Here is an 18,543-nt window from a genome sequence, read left to right as displayed (position 1 = left end):
TCCGAACACGGTAGTTAAGCTCATGCGTGCTGACAATAGTTGGAGGGCAGCCTCCCGCAAAGATAGGTCATCGCCGACATAACAAAAAGAACACCAATATGGTGTTCTTTTTTGTTATGAATTATTGTGTTAATAATCAAACATTGCTTCAACCCTTTTTGTATACTCATCATCAATAGTGTACGAATAGCTTGAAATCGGCTGAACGCAGGGAATTATGGTTATATTTTCTTTGGGTATTTTGCAATATGAAAGAATATTTTTCATTTCTTCAACTGTAATTGTTTTGTTGGCCAAGCCAATTATTTCTTCGTTTGACCTTTCACTGTCAGTTTTGAGCAAAGCACCGCACAAATAGTTGTCCTCTGCCAACTGCCATACATATATTTCTATGTTTTCGTCAGCCTTTGCATCGAAAAAGTACTCCGGATATTCCTCCTTGAGAGCTGCTATATTTGCCGTGTTATCAATGTAAAAGTGCTTAACAGGCACAGCGACAGCGACTAAAGCAATGATAATACAAACAACGATTATAATTTTTTTCTTCATAAGTATCACCCCTTTTTATTTAATTTTACCATATTTATATTATAAGTCAACATTATTGCTTGACAAAAGCAAAAGCCACCCTGCAAAATCAGGATGGCTTTTGTGAATTTATTATAGATTATTTTATGATTGTGCCCATTGTGTTTGGCTTCATTCCGGCTGCGTTTGCCTCATCTGTGTCGATGTGCATTGCAAGTGCGTAGCTGTCGCTAACTCTTACAACAACATCACCGAAGGTGAGATTTCTGCCGTTTGCAGACGGAATTTGAACAGAAACGATTTGACCGTTTTCAAGACCGAATTCTTCTGCATCCTTTGTTGTTGCATGGATGTGACGCTTTGCAGCAATAACACCGCATGCAATTTCTACCTCTCCACACGGGCCTACAAGCTTGCATGTGCCTGAGCCGTCAATGTCGCCTGACTCTCTTACCGGTGCGTCAACACCGATTGAACGTGCATCTGTAAGTGAAAGCTCGACCTGTGTTGCATTTCTGCAAGGACCGAGGATTGATACTGCAGGAAATTCGCCCTTTGTACCGACAACTCTTACTCTTTCTTCACAAGCATATTGACCGGGTTGTGAAAGCTCCTTTTTTACTGTAAGCTCGTAATCCTTACCGAAAAGTGTTTCAAGGTCTGCCTTTGAAACGTGAACGTGACGAGCAGAAATTTCTACTACTACTTGATTTGACATTATTAATCCTCCAATAACTAAAAATTTTAACAGATATATTTTATACCATTTTGTATTGTTTTTCAACAGTTAATTTGTTATTATTGGAATAGCATATCAGTGAGGTAAATTATGTATAAAAATTGGACTGCAACTTCCGCAAGAAAATATTTGATTAGCGTATGCGCTTTGTTTGTTGGATTTTTCATATTATCTTTTTTGCTTATAACGGCAATTAACAGCAGGAGCGAGGCAAATTATAACATATCTGCAGTTGAAATATTGCTTATGTCATTAGGCTTTGCCCTTGTTCCGACGGCATCATTTACGGGATTTTGTGTAGGATTTATAAGAATAGATAAGCTGTCGAAAAATCAAATATTACTAATTGTATTATTGTGCGTACCGATTGTTATTCTTGCTGTACCGTTTGGATTATTTATGATTCCTCCAACCATAGTAAGCTGTATAAAAATTATACAAAGGTCTTGACAAACACATATTATAATATATAATATATATAATCGAATGTAAACAAAAGTGAGGTGAGCCCAAAGGGTTCGCTTCTTTTTATTGTATTACCATTACCCTAAGGAGGTGTTAGCTTGGGAAAGCCTACAACAGTTGAACGGGTTGAAGGTGTTATCAAGCCTATTGCAGACGAAATGGGATATGACATTTGGAATATTCAGTTTGCAAAGGAGGGTTCTGATTGGTACCTGCGAATTTTTATTGATAAGGACGGCGGAATTGATATGAATGATTGCGTTGATTTTACACACGCAATATCAAAGCCGCTTGATGAGGCAGACCCGATAAGTCAAAGCTATATGATGGAGGTCAGCTCTCCGGGTGTTGAGCGAGAGCTTGTTAAGGATGAGCATTTTGAAAAATACATCGGCTCTCCTGTTATGATGAGAACAATCAGGGCTATTGACGGCGTTCGTGATTTTAACGGCAGACTTGCAAAATATGAAAACAAGGAAATTACCGTTGAACTTCAGGACGGAGCGACAATCACGGTTAACAGGAAGGAAACCTCCTATGTTAAGCTTGATGATTTTGATATAAATGATTTTCAAAAGGAAATGTAAATTTTATTTGTAATTTTGTACCGAAAGGATGATAGGAAAAATGATGAACAAAGAATTTTTTGAGGCAGTAAAAATGCTTACAGCTGAAAAAGGAATTCCGGAGGATTACCTGTACGAAAAAATTGCTGCTGCAATTATCGTTGCTGCAAAGCACGACTACAACGGCAAGGACATCGTTCATTGCGATATTGATCCGGAAAAAATGAGCATTAAGGTTTATGTAACAAAGAACGTTGTTGAGGAAATTGAGGATCCGGATACAGACCTCACACTTGAGCAGGCACAGCTTATTCGCAAGAGTGCAAAGGTTGGCAAGACAATTAATATTCCTCTTAAGACAAAGAATTTTGGCAGAATAGTTGCACAGACAGCAAAGCACGTTATCCGTCAGGGTATTCGTGAGGCTGAAAGAGGAAAGATGCTTGAGGAATTCCAAAGCAAAAATCAAGAGCTTCTTTCTGCAAAGGTTAACAAGGTTGATCCTATTACAGGCAATGTTTACCTTGAAATAGGTCGCAGTGAGGCTGTTCTTCCAAAGGCGGAGCAGGTGCCGGGAGAAACCTTTGTTGAAGGTCAGATGACAAAAATTTTTGTTGTTGACGTTAAGGATATGGGCAAGGGTCCAAAGGTTATGATTTCAAGAACCCATCCGGGTCTTGTAAGAAGATTGTTTGAAACAGAGGTGCCTGAAATTTTTGACGGTACTATTGAGATTATGAGTGTTTCGCGTGAGGCAGGCTCTCGTACAAAGATTGCCGTATGGTCAAAGGACGAGAATGTTGACGCAGTAGGCTCATGCATCGGTCCAAAGGGACAGAGAGTATCAAACGTTGTTGACGCACTCGGCGGTGAGAAGATTGACATTGTGAAGTACAGCACAGACCCTGTTGAGTTTGTTTCGGCTGCGCTTGCACCGTCAGATGTTGTCAGCGTGGAAATTCTTGATGAGGACGCAAAGTCCTGCAGGGCAACCGTTCCCGATGATCAGCTTTCGTTGGCTATCGGTAACAAGGGACAGAATGTTCGCTTGGCCGCAAAGCTTACATCTTGGAAAATTGATATTAAGCCGGAATCGGGCTTTTATGAGCTTCCTAACGAGGAATAATTACTACAAGGGTGATTGCAATGAAAACAAAAAAGGTACCTATGAGGATGTGTACGGGTTGCGGCGAGATGTTCGACAAGCGTACATTGGTTAGAGTTGTTAAGGACCCTGACGGAAATGTCAGCCTTGACCTAACGGGTAAAAAGGCAGGCAGAGGTGCTTACGTTTGCAAAAACGCGGAGTGCTTAAAAAAAGCAAGAAAAAAGCGTGCCTTTGAAAGAGCGTTCTCTGTTAAAATTGAGGATGCAGTATACGATACTATGGAAGAAGAAATTTCAAATGCCGAATAAAAAATATTTATCAATGCTTGGAATGGCAAGAAGAGCGGGCAAGATATCAATGGGGCACGATATGGCTGTTAAGGCTGTAATGGAGCACAAGACAGATTTGATAATTTTTGCCTGTGATGTGTCAAACAGATTGATTGACGAATTTAAGGTGTGTGCCAAAAAAGCAAATGCCGATGATATAGAAATCAAGCAAATAGCAGAAGCTATCGATGATATTCATCGTGCTCTTGGCTACAAGGCAGGGGTTATCACTGTTAACGACACAAACTTTTCCGGCAGAATAAAAGAACTAATTAATCAGGAGGAAAACGAGTATGGTAATAAAGATTAAGGTTTCCGAAATTGCAAAGGATTTCGGAAAGCAAAACAAAGAAATTATTGAAGTACTTGACCAATACTGCGAAGGTCCTGCAAAAAAAGCTGCAACCGTACTTAGTGAGGATGAGCTTAACATCCTTTTTGATAAGATAACACAGGATAACAGTGTGGAGAGCTTTGACAGCTACTTTGCTCAAAAGAAGCCTGCAGAGAAAAAGAAGGAGGCTCCAAAGAAGGCTCCTAAAAAGGAAGCACCGAAGGATGATGCAAAAAGCAAGAAGCATCAAAGCCAGGCGGCTATTCTTCAAATGGCAGAGCAGGCTGCTAAAAGAGCAGAGGAAAAGGCAAAGAAAAAGGCAGAGCAGGTGCCTCAGGCAAGAACAAAGGGCGAGGCTCGCCATATTGATACAAGAGTTAATACTGTTGACCTTGAAAAGTACAATCAAAAATATGAGGATATTTCACCTGCAAACGCAGTAGGCGATTATCAAAAGAAGCAAAAGCTTAACCAAAAATCAAAGCAATACAGAAAGAAGAAGCCTCAGGGTATGCATGCCCGTTCAAAGAAGGAAACAGAGGCACAGCGTCTTGCTCGTATTGCAGAGCAGAGAAAGAAGCAGCAAATCAAGATTACCGTTGGTGACGAAATTACGGTCGGCGAGCTTGCATCACTTCTTCGTCTTGCGGCAAACGAGGTAATCAAGGAGCTTATGAAGCTTGGTATGATGGTAACCGTTAACGAGGTTATTGATTACGATACAGCCGAGATTGTTGCAACCGAGCTTGGCGCAAAGGTTGAAAAAGAGGTTGTTGTTTCTATCGAGGAGCAGATTATAGAGGCAGAGGATGAAAATGATGAAAACGCAGTAACACGTCCTCCTGTTGTTTGTGTTATGGGACACGTTGACCATGGTAAGACATCTATCCTTGATGCTATTCGTAACACCTCTGTTACATCAACAGAGGCAGGCGGTATCACACAGGCAATCGGTGCTTATCAGGTAATCACTCCGGATAATCAGACTATTACATTCCTTGATACACCGGGACACGCGGCATTTACCGCTATGCGTGCAAGAGGTGCAATGAGTACGGATATTGCAGTGCTTGTAGTTGCTGCCGATGACGGTATTATGCCACAGACAATCGAGGCAATTAATCATGCAAAGGCAGCAGGTGTAGAAATCATTGTTGCTATCAACAAAATGGATAAAGAGGGCGCAAACCCGGACAGAGTTTTGCAGCAGCTTACAGAGCATGAGCTTGTTCCTGAGGAATGGGGCGGTGATGTTATCTGTGTTCCTGTGTCGGCAAAAACAAAAATGGGTATTGATAAGCTTCTTGAAACAATCAATCTTGTTGCAGAAATGAGCGAGCTAAAGGCAAACCCTGACAGAACTGCAAAGGGTGTTGTTATTGAAGCAAAGCTTGATAAGGGCAGAGGTCCTATTGCAACCTTGCTTGTACAAAACGGTACATTGAAGGCAGGCGACGTTATCGTTGCCGGAACAGCAGTAGGCAAGGTAAGAGCAATGGTTGACTTTCAAGGTAAGAAAATTAACAGCGCAGGTCCATCTGTTCCTGTTGAGATTATGGGTCTTGACCGAGCACCTATGAGCGGTGACCTCTTTAACGCAGTTTCTGATGAAAAGCTTGCACGTCAGCTTGTTGAGCAGCGTAAGGCAGAGGCTAAGGAGGAGGAATTCAAGGCATTCCAGAAGGTTACCCTTGACACCTTGTTTGACACCTTGCACGAGGGCGAGCTTAAGGATCTTAACATCATCGTTAAGGCTGATGTTCAGGGCTCTGTCGAGGCTGTAAAGCAGTCGCTTCTTAAGATTGAAAATGATGAGGTTAGGGTAAAGATTATCCATGGCGGTGTCGGTACGGTTAACGAAAGCGACGTTATGCTTGCCAATGCATCAAATGCTATTATCGTAGGCTTTGCCGTATCTGTTGACCCAATAGCACAGGAAAGTGCAAACCGTGACGGCATCGAAATCAAAACCTATGACATTATTTATGATGCTATTGAGGATATTGAAAATGCTATGCGCGGTATGAGAGCACCTAAGTACAGAGATGTTGATACAGGTGCTGCCGAGGTTCGCGAGGTTTACAAGATTTCTTCCGCAGGAACAATCGCAGGCTGCGTTGTTACATCGGGTAACATCAAGCGCGGCGGTAAGGTTCGCGTTGTTCGTGACGGCAAGGAAATTGCAAATGTAGAGATAGCAAATCTTAAGAGATTTAAGGACGAGGTTAAGGAGGTTTCATCGGGCTACGAATGCGGTATAAGCCTTGTTGGCTTTGATGATATTCAAACCGGTGATGTCTTTGAAGCGTATATTGTAGAAGAATACAGAGATTAATATGGCAGGATACAGAATAGACAGAATTACAGAGGATATAAAAAGAGAGCTTATCGCTATACTCCGTGAGGTTAAGGATCCGAGAGTAAGCGGTATGCTCACGGTTGTAAAGGTAGATGTCAGCAACGACCTAAGCTATGCAAAGGTGTATATCAGCGCTTTAGAGGGAGTGGAAACCGCAAAGCAGGCTGTTAAGGGATTAAAGGCGGCACAGGGCTTTATCCGTGGCCGTCTCGGAGCATCGCTCCATTTGCGCAAAACACCGGAGCTTCGCTTTGTTGCCGATGACTCTATCGAAAAAGGTATGGAGCTTTTTGATAAGCTTAAGGGTATAGGAACAAGAAATGAAGATTAATGTTGAAAAGTGTGCAGGATTGCTGAAAAAAGAAAATGATTTTGCAATTCTTTGCCACGCTCATCCGGATGGAGACACCTTGGGCAGTGGCTTTGCACTTCTTCGTGCCTTGCAAAAGCTCGGCAAAAGAGCAAAGCTTCTTTGCGATGATGAAATTCCTTCAAAGTACGAGTATCTTTACAGCGATATAGAGTCTCAGGATTTTGAGGAAAAATATATCATTGCCGTTGATGTTGCCACGGAAAATCTGCTTGGCGGTTTGCAGGAAAAATATGCAGGCAGAGTGGATTTGTGTATTGACCATCACGGTACAAATACCGATTATGCAAAAAATCTTTTGCTTAATGCAGACGCGGCGGCAAATTGCGAAATTATCCTTAAGGTGATTAAGGCACTCGGCGTTGTCATTGATAAAAAAATGGCGGAATGTCTTTATACAGGCTTAACAACCGATACCGGTTGCTTTAGATATTCGTCAACAACATCAAACACCTATCGTTCGGCGGCAGAGCTTATTGACCTTGGCGCAGACAACGGTTATATCAACCGCCTTATGTTTGAAACAAAGACAAAGAAGTTTGCCGCATTGGAAAGGCTTGCTATCGAAGGTATGCAGTTTTTCCTTGACGAAAGGGTATGCGTTATCACCATTACAAACGAAATGTACCAAAAAACAGGCACTACCGAGCTTGACACAGAGGCACTGCCTCCGTTAACCCGTCAAATTGAGGGCGTTGAAATTGGGCTCACCATACGCGAAAAAAATGACGGAGCATGCAAGTGCTCTATCAGAACATACGAAAGCGTAAATGCTGCCCAGCTTGCGCAGGCATTCGGCGGTGGCGGTCATAAGCAGGCGGCTGCCTGCCGATTTGATTGTGACGTAAAAACGGCAACTGATTTGCTTGTTGAAAAATCAAAGGAATTGTTGCGCTGATGACGGGTATTATTTGTATTAATAAGGAAGAGGGCATAACATCGTTTGGAGCCGTTGCAAGAGTGCGTGGCATAACTAAAGAAAAAAAGGTCGGCCACACCGGTACCCTTGACCCTATGGCAACAGGAGTTTTGCCTGTTATGCTTGGCGGTGCAACTCGCTTTTTGAGCTTTTTGCCCAATAGCGATAAGGGCTATCGTGCCGAGCTTAAGCTTGGTATCACTACGGATACACTTGATATTACAGGCAATGTAACAGGCAAATACGAGGTTAATGCATCTGTTGACGATGTTAAAGCGGTGCTTGCCGATTTTACTGGTGTAATACAACAGGTGCCGCCTATGTACAGCGCAAAAAGTGTTGACGGCGTAAGACTGTATGATTTGGCTCGTGAAGGCAAGATTATTGAACGTGAGCCTTGTACGGTTGAAATAAAGGAGCTTAGCCTCGCTTCCTTTGATGAAAACGAACACACCTACACTATTGATGTTTTGTGCAGTAAGGGAACGTATATTCGTTCGCTCATTGATGACATCGGCGCCCGACTTGGCTGCGGTGCGGTTATGACAAGGCTGTGCAGAACACAGGCAATGGGCTTTGATTTGTCACGTTGCGTTACTCTTGATGAGCTCGAGCAGATGAAAAATGACGGTACAGGCTTTGAGTCGACACTTATCGGTATTGAGGAAATATTTTCCTGCTACAAGTCGGTTTGTGTTTCGTCTGCACAGTCCACAAGGTTTTTTAACGGTGGTGCGCTTGACATAAAGCGTGTTAAGGCTGAAATCGGTGCTGACGAGATTTGTACTGTTTACAGCGATAAAAAAGAATTTTTGGGATTAGGACAAAGAATCGGCGATGAGCTAAAGCCGATTAGAGTTTTGTCCGTTAGAGAATAAATGGATAACAATAATGATAAGCAACGAATTGCTGTTGCGCTCGGTGACTTTGACGGTATGCATCGCGCACATCAAACGGTTACAACCGGTGCAGAAAAAGTAATTATCTTTTGCGTAAACAACAGCTTTTCGCTTTTGCAAAAAAGTATATTTGAAAGACGCTTTCCGAATACGGTTTTTGCCTCGTTTGATGATATTAAGAATTTGAGCGGTGAGGAATTTATTGATAAAATTCTTATCGGTGAATTTAACGCAGGCATTGTGTTGTGCGGCTTTAACTTCAGATTTGGAAAAAACGCCTCCTGGTCTGCACTTGATATGAGAAAATATCTTGAGCAAAGGGACGTTTGGGTAAGAATTTTGGAGCATCTTGATTATGACGGTATGCCTATCAGCTCAACCCGTATTCGTGCCTGCATAAGCGAGGGAAAAATTAAAGATGCCAACGAGATGCTTGGCTATAATTTTACCTTCGAGAGCAAGGTTATAAGCGGTGATCATAGGGGAAGAACTATCGGCTTTCCTACAATTAATCAGCACCTCCCCGAAGGACTTATTGTGCCCAAATTCGGCGTTTATGAAAGCAGAGCATTTGTTGACGGCAAAGAATACAAATCCTTTACCAATATAGGCATAAGACCTACATGGCGTGTTGATGAACCGCTGTGCGAAACTCATATTTTTGATTTTAACGGCGATTTGTACGGCAAAACCGTTAGGGTGGAGCTTGTTGATTATAAGAGAGAGGAAAAAATCTTCAGCAGTGTTGAGGAACTCAAGGAGCAGCTTAATTATGACAAAAGCAGTATTGTTTGATTTTGACGAAACCCTGCAGGACAGAACACTTGCGTTTGAGGGATATATGGATGCCTTTCTTGACGAATATCTGCCGAATATTTCGCAAAAGGAACGAGAGGCTCATAAGCAGGATATGCGTATTACCGGCAACGGCGGATATGTTAATAGGGTGGAATGGTGCACAAATCTTGTTAAGATGTGGGGCTGGGAAAATGCTCCCGATGCAACCGTTCTTGCAAATCACTATGATTACAATTTCGGTGATTTTAATGTGATTTTCGAAAACTCTATTCCGCTTCTCAAGGAGCTCAAGGCAAGGGGATACCTTACCGGTGTTATCACAAACGGCCCGTCGGTATTGCAAAATCACAAAATGGACACAAGCGGATTGAGACCGTATTGTGACATTGTGGTTGTCAGCGGTGATGAGGGTGTACATAAGCCCGATCCGCGCCTTTTTGAAATTACTGCCGAGCGTTTGGGCGTTAAGCCGCAGGAGTGCGTTTATGTCGGCGACCATCCCGTAAACGATATTCAGGGCGCACTGTCAGCCGGTATGGGTGCAATCCGTATGAACTTCGGCTGGTTTAAGGACAAGGATCTTCGTCCCGATGTTCCTGTAATTACGGATATAATAGATGTATTAAAATATGTATAAAAAAGGACGGTAATCCTGAAGCTTGGATTACTGTCCTTTTATTGCTTATTCAAGTATTGTCATTGCGTAGGCGTTTTCTATCGTTGTCCCGAATATAATGTTGCTTATGTCCTGCGCTGTTTCATAATCGGCACTTTCCTTGTGAGTGACAAAATGATAGGGAATATTAAGATTGCCTGCAAATTCCTTAACGCTGTCGGGCACGGTTGCCGAGTGGTACATTTCTATCAAAACCTCATCAACGCCATCAAGGCTGTAACAGGAGGTGTCTATTGATACATAAGGCCTTATTATCAGCACATTTTTGTTGCTGATTTTTTTCTTTCCTGTCGGTTTCGGAGCATTCGGCACTGTGCGAAATTCATCATTGATATCGGCAGATGATATGCAGTTGCCTTTTTTTATTCCGTTATACGATACATACACACCGCGTCTGCCGTCAAGTATATGACTTACAGCGTCGTCAAAATTCGTCCTTGCGTTGCTTTGCGGGTGCTCAATCGGCTTGTCCGACGCAACAAGAACAATGCTTTTGTCATAAAATGCGTTTGCAATTATTGACGATGTGTATGCAAGGGTGTCGCTGCCATGCAGAATAATAACACCCTTGTATTTAGAAAAATCAGTGCTGTCAAGGTAATCTATCAGCCTTTGCCACAGAGCCTTTGTCATATTTTCACTCAAAATCTTAAACGGAGAAACACCCTCAAGCTCCACATTGTCGTATTCAACTGTGTTGAGTATTTTCAGGCAGTTGTTGTCAAGACCTATGCTGTCGCCTTCTACACTGCCGATAGTTCCGCCCAAGCCGATAACAAGAATTTTATTCATAAATCTTTCCCTTGTCAAATTTGATGTTCAGCTCGGTGCCATCCTTACGCTTGATACCCTTTGCATAGCCTGACCATTCCTTTGGAATAGCACCGCGCACAAGCATTTCCGCTATACCTGCGGCAACACCGAAGTTGCCGTCAATTTGGAACGGTGGGTGAGCGTCAAACATATTAGGATAACTGCCGCCGCCCGGTCGTTTGATTCCTCTTGGGTTAATAGGGCGAAGCTGGTTTTTAATAAGTTTAAGTGCGTTTTCAGCCTCGTCAAGCCTTGCCCATAGGCAAACCTTCCAGCCAAGTGCCCAACCGGTTCCGTCAAAGCCACGCTTTAATAAGGATTTCTTTGCAGCCTCACGAACCTCGTCGCTTTGCTCAACGGCAGACGGATATACACAGTATAGATGGCTGACATGTCTGTGAGTTATCTCTGTTTCTGCATATTCCTTTGCCCATTCGTTAATTCTTCCGTCAGAGCCGATAGGAATATCCTGAATTTCAGGGGTGTCAAATCCAAACTCTCTGCAGTTTTGGAAAAATTCCTGAAGAATACCGATGTCCATTGTCGGCATATATGTTAAACATCCTCTTTCGCCGTTGTCGCTGTACGTGTTCTCGGGTGAGCTTGACGGACAGGTTACTAATTTCCCGTCGTGCTCAATCAGGTAATCGTTGTAAAATTCAAGCACCTTTTTGAAATACGGCTTCATTTCCTCAAACAGCTTTTCGTCCCTTGTGTAGCGATAATGCTCAAATACCTCGTTTAGCATCCACGGCAATGAGCTTTGCCAAAACGCATAGCTTTCCGAGTTTGTTTTGCCAAACGGATCACCTGCCGGATAGCTTGCACCCCAAATATCGCTGTTGTGGTGAGCACACGAGCCGTTGCAGTTATAGTAATCTTTTGCAGTTACCTCACCGTTTATGCACATATTTTTAGTCTGCTCAAAAAACGGCTCAAAGCACTCGGACAAATTGCATATATCCGCGCACCAATAATTCATTTCGGTGTTGATGTTGGTTGTGTAGCTTGATGACCAGGGAGCACGCAAATGCGGATTAAATATACCCTGCAATGTCATTGCCCTTGTGCCTTGACGTGAGCACGAAATTGTAAGATAACGTCCGTATTGGAACAATAATGCAATTAAATTATTATCATCTGCACCCTTCTTAAACTGCTTAAGTCTTTTGTCGGTAGGCACATCGGCTCTCTCACTGCCAAAGTCTACATCAACTCTGTTAAACAATGAAGAAAAGTCGTCGGTATGCTCCTTAAAAAGCTCGTTGTATGGCTTTGCGTTTTCAAAGTATTTAAGCGCCTTTGGTATAGGGTCTCCGATAGGCATCGACTTAAAATCTACGAAATTGGTTGCAAGTGATACCAAAAGTGTAAATTCCGTTTGATTGGAAATTACAATGCTGTCCTCGTCAAATACGGCGTTGCCAAGCACTCTGACTGCACCTGCAAAGCGCATAGCCTGCGGACCGTATTCAAACACCTTTCCTGCGTTGTAGTAAGGGGGCATACAGATTTCAGGCGCCTGTCCGTCGATAATGAGTGCGTCTGCGTCTGTGTGGCATTTGTGGTGCAGCTTGCTTGTTATAATTATCTTTGCGCTGATAGGCTCATTTGCCTTAACGTTTACAACTGCTAACTGTGCAGGATAGCTTACAAAAACAGTTTGGGTAAGCAAATCGCTTTTTGTAACGCTGACACCTGTTGAAATATCCAATGTGCGTAAGTATCCCTTTTTGGATGATTTTGAGTATTCAATAATCAAATCTCCAAACGGAAGATACGCTTCGCTCCAATGACCGTGAAAGTCTCTGTTGGCTATTTCTCTTGCTTTTTTATGATCACCGTCAAATATAGCCTGCCTTAACGGCTCAAGGTATTCGACTGCATCCTTTTTGTTCAAATCCTTTGGATAACCGGACCATAGGCTGTCCTCGTTGAGAGCAATTCTTTCTGTCTTGAGATTGCCGAAAACCATAGCACCTATTCTTCCGTTGCCGACCGGGAGAGCCTCCTCCCATGCCTTTGCTTTTCTCTTGTAGAACAACAAATTTTTCATTGCCATTACCTCACTTGTTTGCTGTCTTTATTTTATTATATATACCATTTTATTGCAAGAGTTTGTTGACAAATAATGAATTGGTGATATAATAATTTCGATACAAACGGAATCAAGTGAGAATCTTGAGCAACAGCCATTACTGTATTTGGTGAAAGAGTTGCGCATCCATTGGGCGAGAGCCCGAGAAGGAGCAGCTCCCCGATTATTCGCATCATAAGTCAGGAGACGCGTATCAAAGTAATTTTCGCTTTTGGGCAGGGGAAAGCACGGAAATTTAGCGACGATATTATCGTCTTTTTTCTGCGTTCTCTGTCGGCTGACAGAGTTTTTTTATTGCGAAAAACAGAAAGGAAATGTGATAAAATGAAAAAACTAACATCATTATTATTGTCGCTGATTGTATTAATATCTGCGGTGCTTCCGCTGACGGCTTTTGCCGAAACTAAAAAAGAAGCGCTCGCCCGTCAGGTGCAGGAGGATATTGCCGGTCAGGTTGAGTTTTTGAACATAACGCCGAGCCTTGATGCGGCTGTTGATGCCTATACTTTATTTAGAGCAGACCAAAGCAAAAAGGATATCTTTCTTGCTGAGCTTAATCAAAATCTTGCCGACAATTCGGGTAAAATCGTTGTAAACGGCAGACAGGACGCAGTCGTTTACGCTTGCGTAATCAATATTTTAACCTTGTTCGGCGAAAATGTTGAAAGCTATAACGGTGTGAATATTAAAGCCGATTTTGAAAATTTATCCGACAAAACAGTATCAAGCCCATACTATTACAGGGCTGTTACCGAGGCGTGTAAAAATATCGGCAACACCACACTCGGTCATTACTTTGTTGATGAGCTTATCGCAAATTATTATACACTCGGTCAGGGTATGGATTACTACGGCTTCTCGTGTGATAATACAGCGGCTTTTCTTGCTTCGATAGCACCGTATAAAGAGGATTACGCTGTGTATGTTGAAGATGCAAAGAATGTAATAAATGGCTTTACTACCGATAACGGTTGCTTTTATGACAGTGTTTATACCGATATTTCGCCCGATTCGACTGCTATGGCTATGCTCGCCTTTGCTTCGATAGGCGAACACAAAACGGCGAAAACACTTTATGATTGTCTTATGAACGGCTTTGAAAGCGAGGCGCACAATGGCGTAATTATGGCTTACGGCCTTGAAAACGCCTATACAACTAAAGAAGCGTTAATTGCGCTGACTTATTTTGAACCGTCCTTGGCAGTTGATGACGAACCGCTCGTTGAAAATACAAATAACCAAAATGTCACTCAAACAGCTTCAAAAGAAAATAATTCTGACGACAACACAGTAAGGTCGCCGCAGACAGGCGCAGGTATTGCTTTCGGCTTTTCGGCTATGAGCATCGGAACTGCACTTTTGATATGTGCAAAAAGAAAAGAAAGCTAAAAAAATATAAAAATTAAAATGCTCACTTTTGTGACTGATAGAATAAAATCGGTCAAAAGTGGGCATTTTTATTTTTGTATTACTGTAATTTCACCAACAAATAATACATTTTTGCACGATTTTGACGAAAGTAATCGCTCACTGTTGACTGGAAATGTATAATTGGGGTAGAAAATGAATCACAGGTGATCAAAATGCTAACCCAGGAAAGACGACAAAAAATTTTGGATTTGGTGCTTCAAAACGGCTCGGCAAGTGTTACCGAGCTGAGCGAAAAATTTGAAACATCCGAAAGCACTATCAGGCGAGATTTAGTAGCCCTGTCAAAATTGGGAAAACTAAATAAGGTTCACGGCGGCGCAACGGTTCTTTCACAGCAATTTGTGAATAACGAGGATAATAACGAGCAAAAATTCCTAAAGAATATAAATGAAAAATCCTTGATTGCAAAATATGCCGCACAGCAGATAAACGATGACGATTTTGTATTTTTGGACGCCGGCACCACAACATATCTAATGATAGATTATTTGGAAAACTGCAAGGCAACATTTGTTACAAACGGTATCGCTCACAGCAAAAGATTGGCACAGGCAGGATGCAAGGTTTTTGTAATAGGCGGAGAGGTTAAGGAATCAACCGATGCGATTATAGGGCTCGTGGCCGCAACAAATTTGCAAAAATATAATTTCTCCAAAGCATTCATCGGTACAAACGGAGTGAGCGAAAAGCAGGGCTTTACAACTCCGGATACCGATGAGGCAATGCTAAAGGCAGTGGCAATAGAAAAAAGCTTTGTAGCCTATGTTTTGGCGGATAACACAAAGTTCGGCAAGGTTTCGGCGGTAACATTTGCTCCGATTGATGCGGCTTGCATATTGTGCGACAGATGTGATGACGAAATCATAAAGGAACGTGCAGTAGTAAAAGAGGTTGTGTGATATATGGTTTATACAATTACATTAAATCCTGCGCTTGATTATGTAATGAAGGTTGGCAAGCTCAGGTACGATGACATTAATCGTTCTAAAAGTGAAGAAATATATTACGGCGGAAAGGGTATTAACGTTTCGGTTATTCTTACACGGTTGGGAGTTCACAACAAGGCACTCGGCTTTGTTGCAGGCTTTACGGGCAGAAAGCTTGAGCAAATGCTTGTTGATGAGGGTATCGACTGTGATTTCAACAGATTGTCAAACGGTCAAACCAGAATCAATGTAAAGATTAAGGCAGACACCGAGCTTGATGTAAATGCGTCAGGCCCCGATATCAGCGAGGACGATATAAAGGACCTTATGGATAAGCTTGACGACATCGGAGAGGACGATTATCTGGTGCTTGCAGGCTCCATACCCAGCACCCTGCCTGATGATATATACGAGAGGATTTTGTCAAGGCTTCAAAGCAGAGGCGTAAACTTTATTGTTGACGCAACAGGAGATTTGCTAAAAAAAGCATTACCCTATAAGCCGTTTTTGGTAAAGCCAAATCATCACGAGCTTGGAGATTTATTCGGTGTTGAAACAAAAACCGAAGAGGACATCGTAAAGTACGCAAGGAAGGTTCAGGAGATGGGCGCAAGAAATGTGCTTGTATCGCGTGCAAAGGACGGTGCAACTCTCATTGACGAAAATTCAAACGTTACAACCTTTGCCAATGTTGACGGCGAGCTTGTCAATTCGGTAGGCTGCGGCGATAGCATGGTGGCAGGATTTGTGGCAGGATATATAAACAAAAAGGATTATGCTTATGCTCTTAAATTGGGAGCAGCGTGCGGTAATGCAACTGCTTTTTCCGAAGAGCTTGCAACTGCCGATGAAATAAAAAAGGTTTTTGAAATTATGTAATTTATGCATTGACGGCAATGCTAATAATATTAAATACACAGGGAGGAAAGATTATGAGAATAATCGATTTGCTGAAAACCGGTGCTATTGAGTTAAATACATCGGTTGCAACAAAAAGTGATGCCATAAACAAATTGGTATCATTGCACGAGGCTGTAGGCAATTTGGCTGACAGCAAGGTGTATAAAGAAGCAATTTTGCTTCGAGAGGAGCAAGGCTCAACCGCCATCGGAGAGGGTATAGCAGTTCCTCACGCAAAAAGCGACAGTGTAAAGACTCCGGGATTGTCGGCAATTACGGTGCAGGGCGGAGTTGATTACGGCGCACCTGACTCAAAGCCGTCCGATATTCTGTTTATGATTGCCGCACCAATGGACGGTGATTTACATTTGGAAATCCTGTCAAGGCTTATGGTTATGCTTATGGAGCCGGAGTTTTGCAACGATTTAAGAAACGCAAAAACCGCTGATGAGTTTTTGAAAATAATAGACGATAGGGAATCAGAAAAATATCCCGACGAGGTTCAGCAGACTGCACCTAAAAAGACGGGATACAGAATTCTTGCAGTTACTGCCTGTCCTACCGGTATTGCTCACACGTATATGGCAGCAGAGGCGTTGGAAAAGGCAGGCGAAAAACTCGGCTATCCTCTAAAGGCTGAAACAAACGGCTCAGGTGGTGCAAAGAATGTGCTCACCAAGGCGGAAATCGCAGAATGTGACGGCATTATTATTGCCGCAGATAAGAATGTTGAAATGGCAAGATTTGACGGCAAGCCTGTTGTTAAGACATCTGTTTCAAACGGTATTAACAAGCCGGAGGAGCTTATCAATCGTATTATAGAGGGCAAGGCATCTGTTTATCATGAGCAGGGCAATTCCGCAGCATCCTCTGATGATGAGTTAGAAAAAGAAAGCTTTGGACACAAGCTGTATAAGCACCTTATGAACGGTGTATCTCATATGCTTCCGTTCGTTGTAGGCGGCGGTGTATTGATTGCACTTGGATTTTTGATTGATACACTTTTGGGCAATGCAACACTTCCCGACGGCTCTGCAAACGGTGCGTTTGGCTTTACAAGCTTTGCAGCGTCTGTTCCGTTTTGGATAGGTAAGATTGCATTTGGATTTATGCTTCCTATCCTTGCAGGATACATTGCACAGTCCATAGCTGACAGACCGGGCTTGCTTCCGGGTATGCTTGGCGGTATGATTGCCGCACAGGGTTACACCTTTAACTCTATGTTTGAAAATCAAAATATGGTTGGCGACGGTACAGCGGTATCCGGCTTCCTTGGTGCATTGTTTGCCGGTTTTGCAGCAGGTATAATCGTAAATCTTCTTAAAAAAGCATTTTCTTGGTTGCCAAAGGCAATGGACGGCATTAAGCCTGTATTCCTTTATCCGTTATTCGGCACATTTTTTGTTGGTGCTTTGATGTGCCTTATCAATCCTATTATCGGTGTTCTTAACACAACGGTATCAAACGGACTTTCATCACTCGGCGAAACAAGCCAAATCCTCCTTTCAATAGTATTGGCGGCTATGATGGCAACCGATATGGGCGGTCCTTTCAACAAGGCGGCTTATGTATTCGGCACAGCAGCTATTGCAGACGGCAACACTTGGATTATGGCGGCTGTAATGATAGGCGGTATGGTGCCTCCTATTGCAATCGCTCTTTCAACAACTTTTTCAAAGAGCAGATGGACTGAAGAGGAAAGAAAGAACGGTCCTGTAAACTACCTTATGGGTCTTTGCTTTATCACAGAGGGCGCAATCCCATACGCTGCATCAGACCCGCTCAGAGTTATTCCGTCCTGTATGGTAGGCTCGGCACTTGCAGGTGCACTTACAGCATTATTCGGGGTAACCTGTCCTGCACCTCACGGCGGTATCTTCACCTTCGTTGTTTGCGAGCATCCATTGCTTTATATTGTAGCACTGCTTGCCGGATCACTTGCAGGCGCAGTTGTTCTCACCCTGCTCAAGGGCGGAAAAAGACAAAAGAAAACAAGCAAATAATCATGACGGGAGGAGCTTCTCCTCCCGAGTAATCCGATAAATAAGAGAGGTAACAAAATGGTATCAAAGAGCTTTACAATTAAGAATAAGATGGGCCTTCATATGCGCCCCGCAAATGTGTTTGTAACAGCAATGACAAAATACGAATCGGAAATATTTATCCAATTCGGCGGTAAAAAAATCAACGGCAAAAGCATTATGAATATTATGGCAGGCTGTATTAAATGCGGCAGTGACATTGTTGTGGAATGTGACGGACCTGACGAGGAAGCTATGATGGCA

At 42.7% G+C, this 18,543-nt stretch carries 20 protein-coding genes and 1 riboswitch; of the genes, 16 read left to right on the top strand and 4 right to left on the bottom strand.

From position 1 onward, the window contains the following. Window positions 1-129: 129 nt before the first annotated feature. Both Q0P34_RS07530 and Q0P34_RS07525 read right to left on the bottom strand, forming a co-directional pair. Window positions 130-549: a hypothetical protein gene (locus tag Q0P34_RS07530; RefSeq protein WP_294955062.1), complete on the bottom strand. Its 420-nt coding sequence runs from the start codon at window positions 547-549 to the stop codon at window positions 130-132. A gap of 118 nt (window positions 550-667) precedes the next feature. Then, the gene (locus Q0P34_RS07525; protein WP_294955060.1) at window positions 668-1,246 is read right to left on the bottom strand and encodes a phosphate propanoyltransferase; all 579 of its coding nucleotides are present in this window, start codon (window positions 1,244-1,246) and stop codon (window positions 668-670) included. Between the two features lie 111 nt (window positions 1,247-1,357). Here Q0P34_RS07525 and Q0P34_RS07520 point away from each other — a divergent pair, with 111 nt between their 5' ends. The 11 genes from Q0P34_RS07520 (at window position 1,358) to Q0P34_RS07470 (ending at window position 10,051) form a co-directional block, all read left to right on the top strand. Next, a complete protein-coding gene (locus Q0P34_RS07520) occupies window positions 1,358-1,717 on the top strand; it encodes a hypothetical protein (protein WP_294955058.1) in 360 nt (119 codons plus the stop codon). Between the two features lie 113 nt (window positions 1,718-1,830). Further along, window positions 1,831-2,319 carry a ribosome maturation factor RimP gene (gene rimP, locus Q0P34_RS07515; protein ID WP_294955056.1) on the top strand — a complete coding sequence of 163 codons (489 nt, stop codon included), beginning with the start codon at window positions 1,831-1,833 and terminating at the stop codon, window positions 2,317-2,319. Between the two features lie 40 nt (window positions 2,320-2,359). Next, entirely contained in the window at window positions 2,360-3,424 is a 1,065-nt protein-coding gene (gene nusA, locus Q0P34_RS07510; RefSeq protein WP_366783847.1) for a transcription termination factor NusA, read from the top strand. Between the two features lie 20 nt (window positions 3,425-3,444). Continuing rightward, window positions 3,445-3,714: a YlxR family protein gene (locus Q0P34_RS07505; protein ID WP_294955054.1), complete on the top strand. Its 270-nt coding sequence runs from the start codon at window positions 3,445-3,447 to the stop codon at window positions 3,712-3,714. Next, on the top strand, window positions 3,704-4,045 hold the full coding sequence (locus tag Q0P34_RS07500; protein ID WP_294955052.1) for a ribosomal L7Ae/L30e/S12e/Gadd45 family protein: 342 nt from the start codon (window positions 3,704-3,706) through the stop codon (window positions 4,043-4,045). Before Q0P34_RS07505 ends, Q0P34_RS07500 begins: the two co-directional genes overlap by 11 nt. Beyond that, a complete protein-coding gene (infB, locus tag Q0P34_RS07495; protein WP_294955050.1) occupies window positions 4,029-6,404 on the top strand; it encodes a translation initiation factor IF-2 in 2,376 nt (791 codons plus the stop codon). Before Q0P34_RS07500 ends, infB begins: the two co-directional genes overlap by 17 nt. Window position 6,405: 1 nt before the next feature. Further along, entirely contained in the window at window positions 6,406-6,759 is a 354-nt protein-coding gene (gene rbfA / locus Q0P34_RS07490; protein ID WP_294955048.1) for a 30S ribosome-binding factor RbfA, read from the top strand. Next, complete coding sequence (locus Q0P34_RS07485; protein ID WP_294955047.1) at window positions 6,749-7,696, top strand: bifunctional oligoribonuclease/PAP phosphatase NrnA; 948 nt, start codon at window positions 6,749-6,751, stop codon at window positions 7,694-7,696. The genes rbfA and Q0P34_RS07485 overlap by 11 nt, the downstream gene beginning before the upstream one ends. Then, on the top strand, window positions 7,696-8,595 hold the full coding sequence (gene truB / locus Q0P34_RS07480; RefSeq protein WP_294955045.1) for a tRNA pseudouridine(55) synthase TruB: 900 nt from the start codon (window positions 7,696-7,698) through the stop codon (window positions 8,593-8,595). The genes Q0P34_RS07485 and truB overlap by 1 nt, the downstream gene beginning before the upstream one ends. Further along, window positions 8,596-9,411: a riboflavin kinase gene (locus Q0P34_RS07475; protein WP_294955043.1), complete on the top strand. Its 816-nt coding sequence runs from the start codon at window positions 8,596-8,598 to the stop codon at window positions 9,409-9,411. It begins immediately after the preceding gene. Continuing rightward, window positions 9,389-10,051: an HAD-IA family hydrolase gene (locus tag Q0P34_RS07470; protein WP_294955041.1), complete on the top strand. Its 663-nt coding sequence runs from the start codon at window positions 9,389-9,391 to the stop codon at window positions 10,049-10,051. Before Q0P34_RS07475 ends, Q0P34_RS07470 begins: the two co-directional genes overlap by 23 nt. 45 nt (window positions 10,052-10,096) lie before the next feature. Here the strand turns inward: Q0P34_RS07470 and Q0P34_RS07465 are convergent, their stop codons facing one another. Both Q0P34_RS07465 and Q0P34_RS07460 read right to left on the bottom strand, forming a co-directional pair. Next, window positions 10,097-10,882, bottom strand: coding sequence for an asparaginase domain-containing protein (locus Q0P34_RS07465; RefSeq protein WP_294955039.1), 786 nt, complete (start codon window positions 10,880-10,882; stop codon window positions 10,097-10,099). Then, window positions 10,875-12,959 (bottom strand): glycoside hydrolase family 95 protein, encoded by a 2,085-nt coding sequence (locus Q0P34_RS07460; protein WP_294955037.1) that lies wholly within the window; start codon window positions 12,957-12,959, stop codon window positions 10,875-10,877. Before Q0P34_RS07460 ends, Q0P34_RS07465 begins: the two co-directional genes overlap by 8 nt. A gap of 69 nt (window positions 12,960-13,028) precedes the next feature. Next, window positions 13,029-13,212: riboswitch (cobalamin riboswitch) on the top strand. Window positions 13,213-13,325: 113 nt separating this feature from the next. Between Q0P34_RS07460 and Q0P34_RS07455 the strand changes: the two genes are divergently transcribed. The 5 genes from Q0P34_RS07455 to Q0P34_RS07435 all read left to right on the top strand — a co-directional run. Continuing rightward, entirely contained in the window at window positions 13,326-14,390 is a 1,065-nt protein-coding gene (locus Q0P34_RS07455) for a hypothetical protein (RefSeq protein ID WP_294955035.1), read from the top strand. A 194-nt stretch (window positions 14,391-14,584) separates the two neighbouring features. After that, window positions 14,585-15,331, top strand: coding sequence for a DeoR/GlpR family DNA-binding transcription regulator (locus Q0P34_RS07450; protein WP_294955033.1), 747 nt, complete (start codon window positions 14,585-14,587; stop codon window positions 15,329-15,331). A 3-nt stretch (window positions 15,332-15,334) separates the two neighbouring features. Next, a complete protein-coding gene (pfkB, locus tag Q0P34_RS07445) occupies window positions 15,335-16,237 on the top strand; it encodes a 1-phosphofructokinase (RefSeq protein ID WP_294955031.1) in 903 nt (300 codons plus the stop codon). Between the two features lie 53 nt (window positions 16,238-16,290). Further along, complete coding sequence (locus Q0P34_RS07440; protein ID WP_294955029.1) at window positions 16,291-18,261, top strand: fructose-specific PTS transporter subunit EIIC; 1,971 nt, start codon at window positions 16,291-16,293, stop codon at window positions 18,259-18,261. 57 nt (window positions 18,262-18,318) lie between these two features. Then, window positions 18,319-18,543 (top strand): HPr family phosphocarrier protein (locus Q0P34_RS07435; RefSeq protein ID WP_294955027.1); only part of this gene is annotated, 225 nt, incomplete at its 3' end.

Origin of the sequence: uncultured Eubacterium sp. (genome assembly GCF_945980375.1) — a bacterium.
Classification (GTDB): Bacteria; Bacillota; Clostridia; order Oscillospirales; family Acutalibacteraceae; genus Eubacterium_R.
This window is presented reverse-complemented; position numbering and strand designations above follow the sequence as displayed.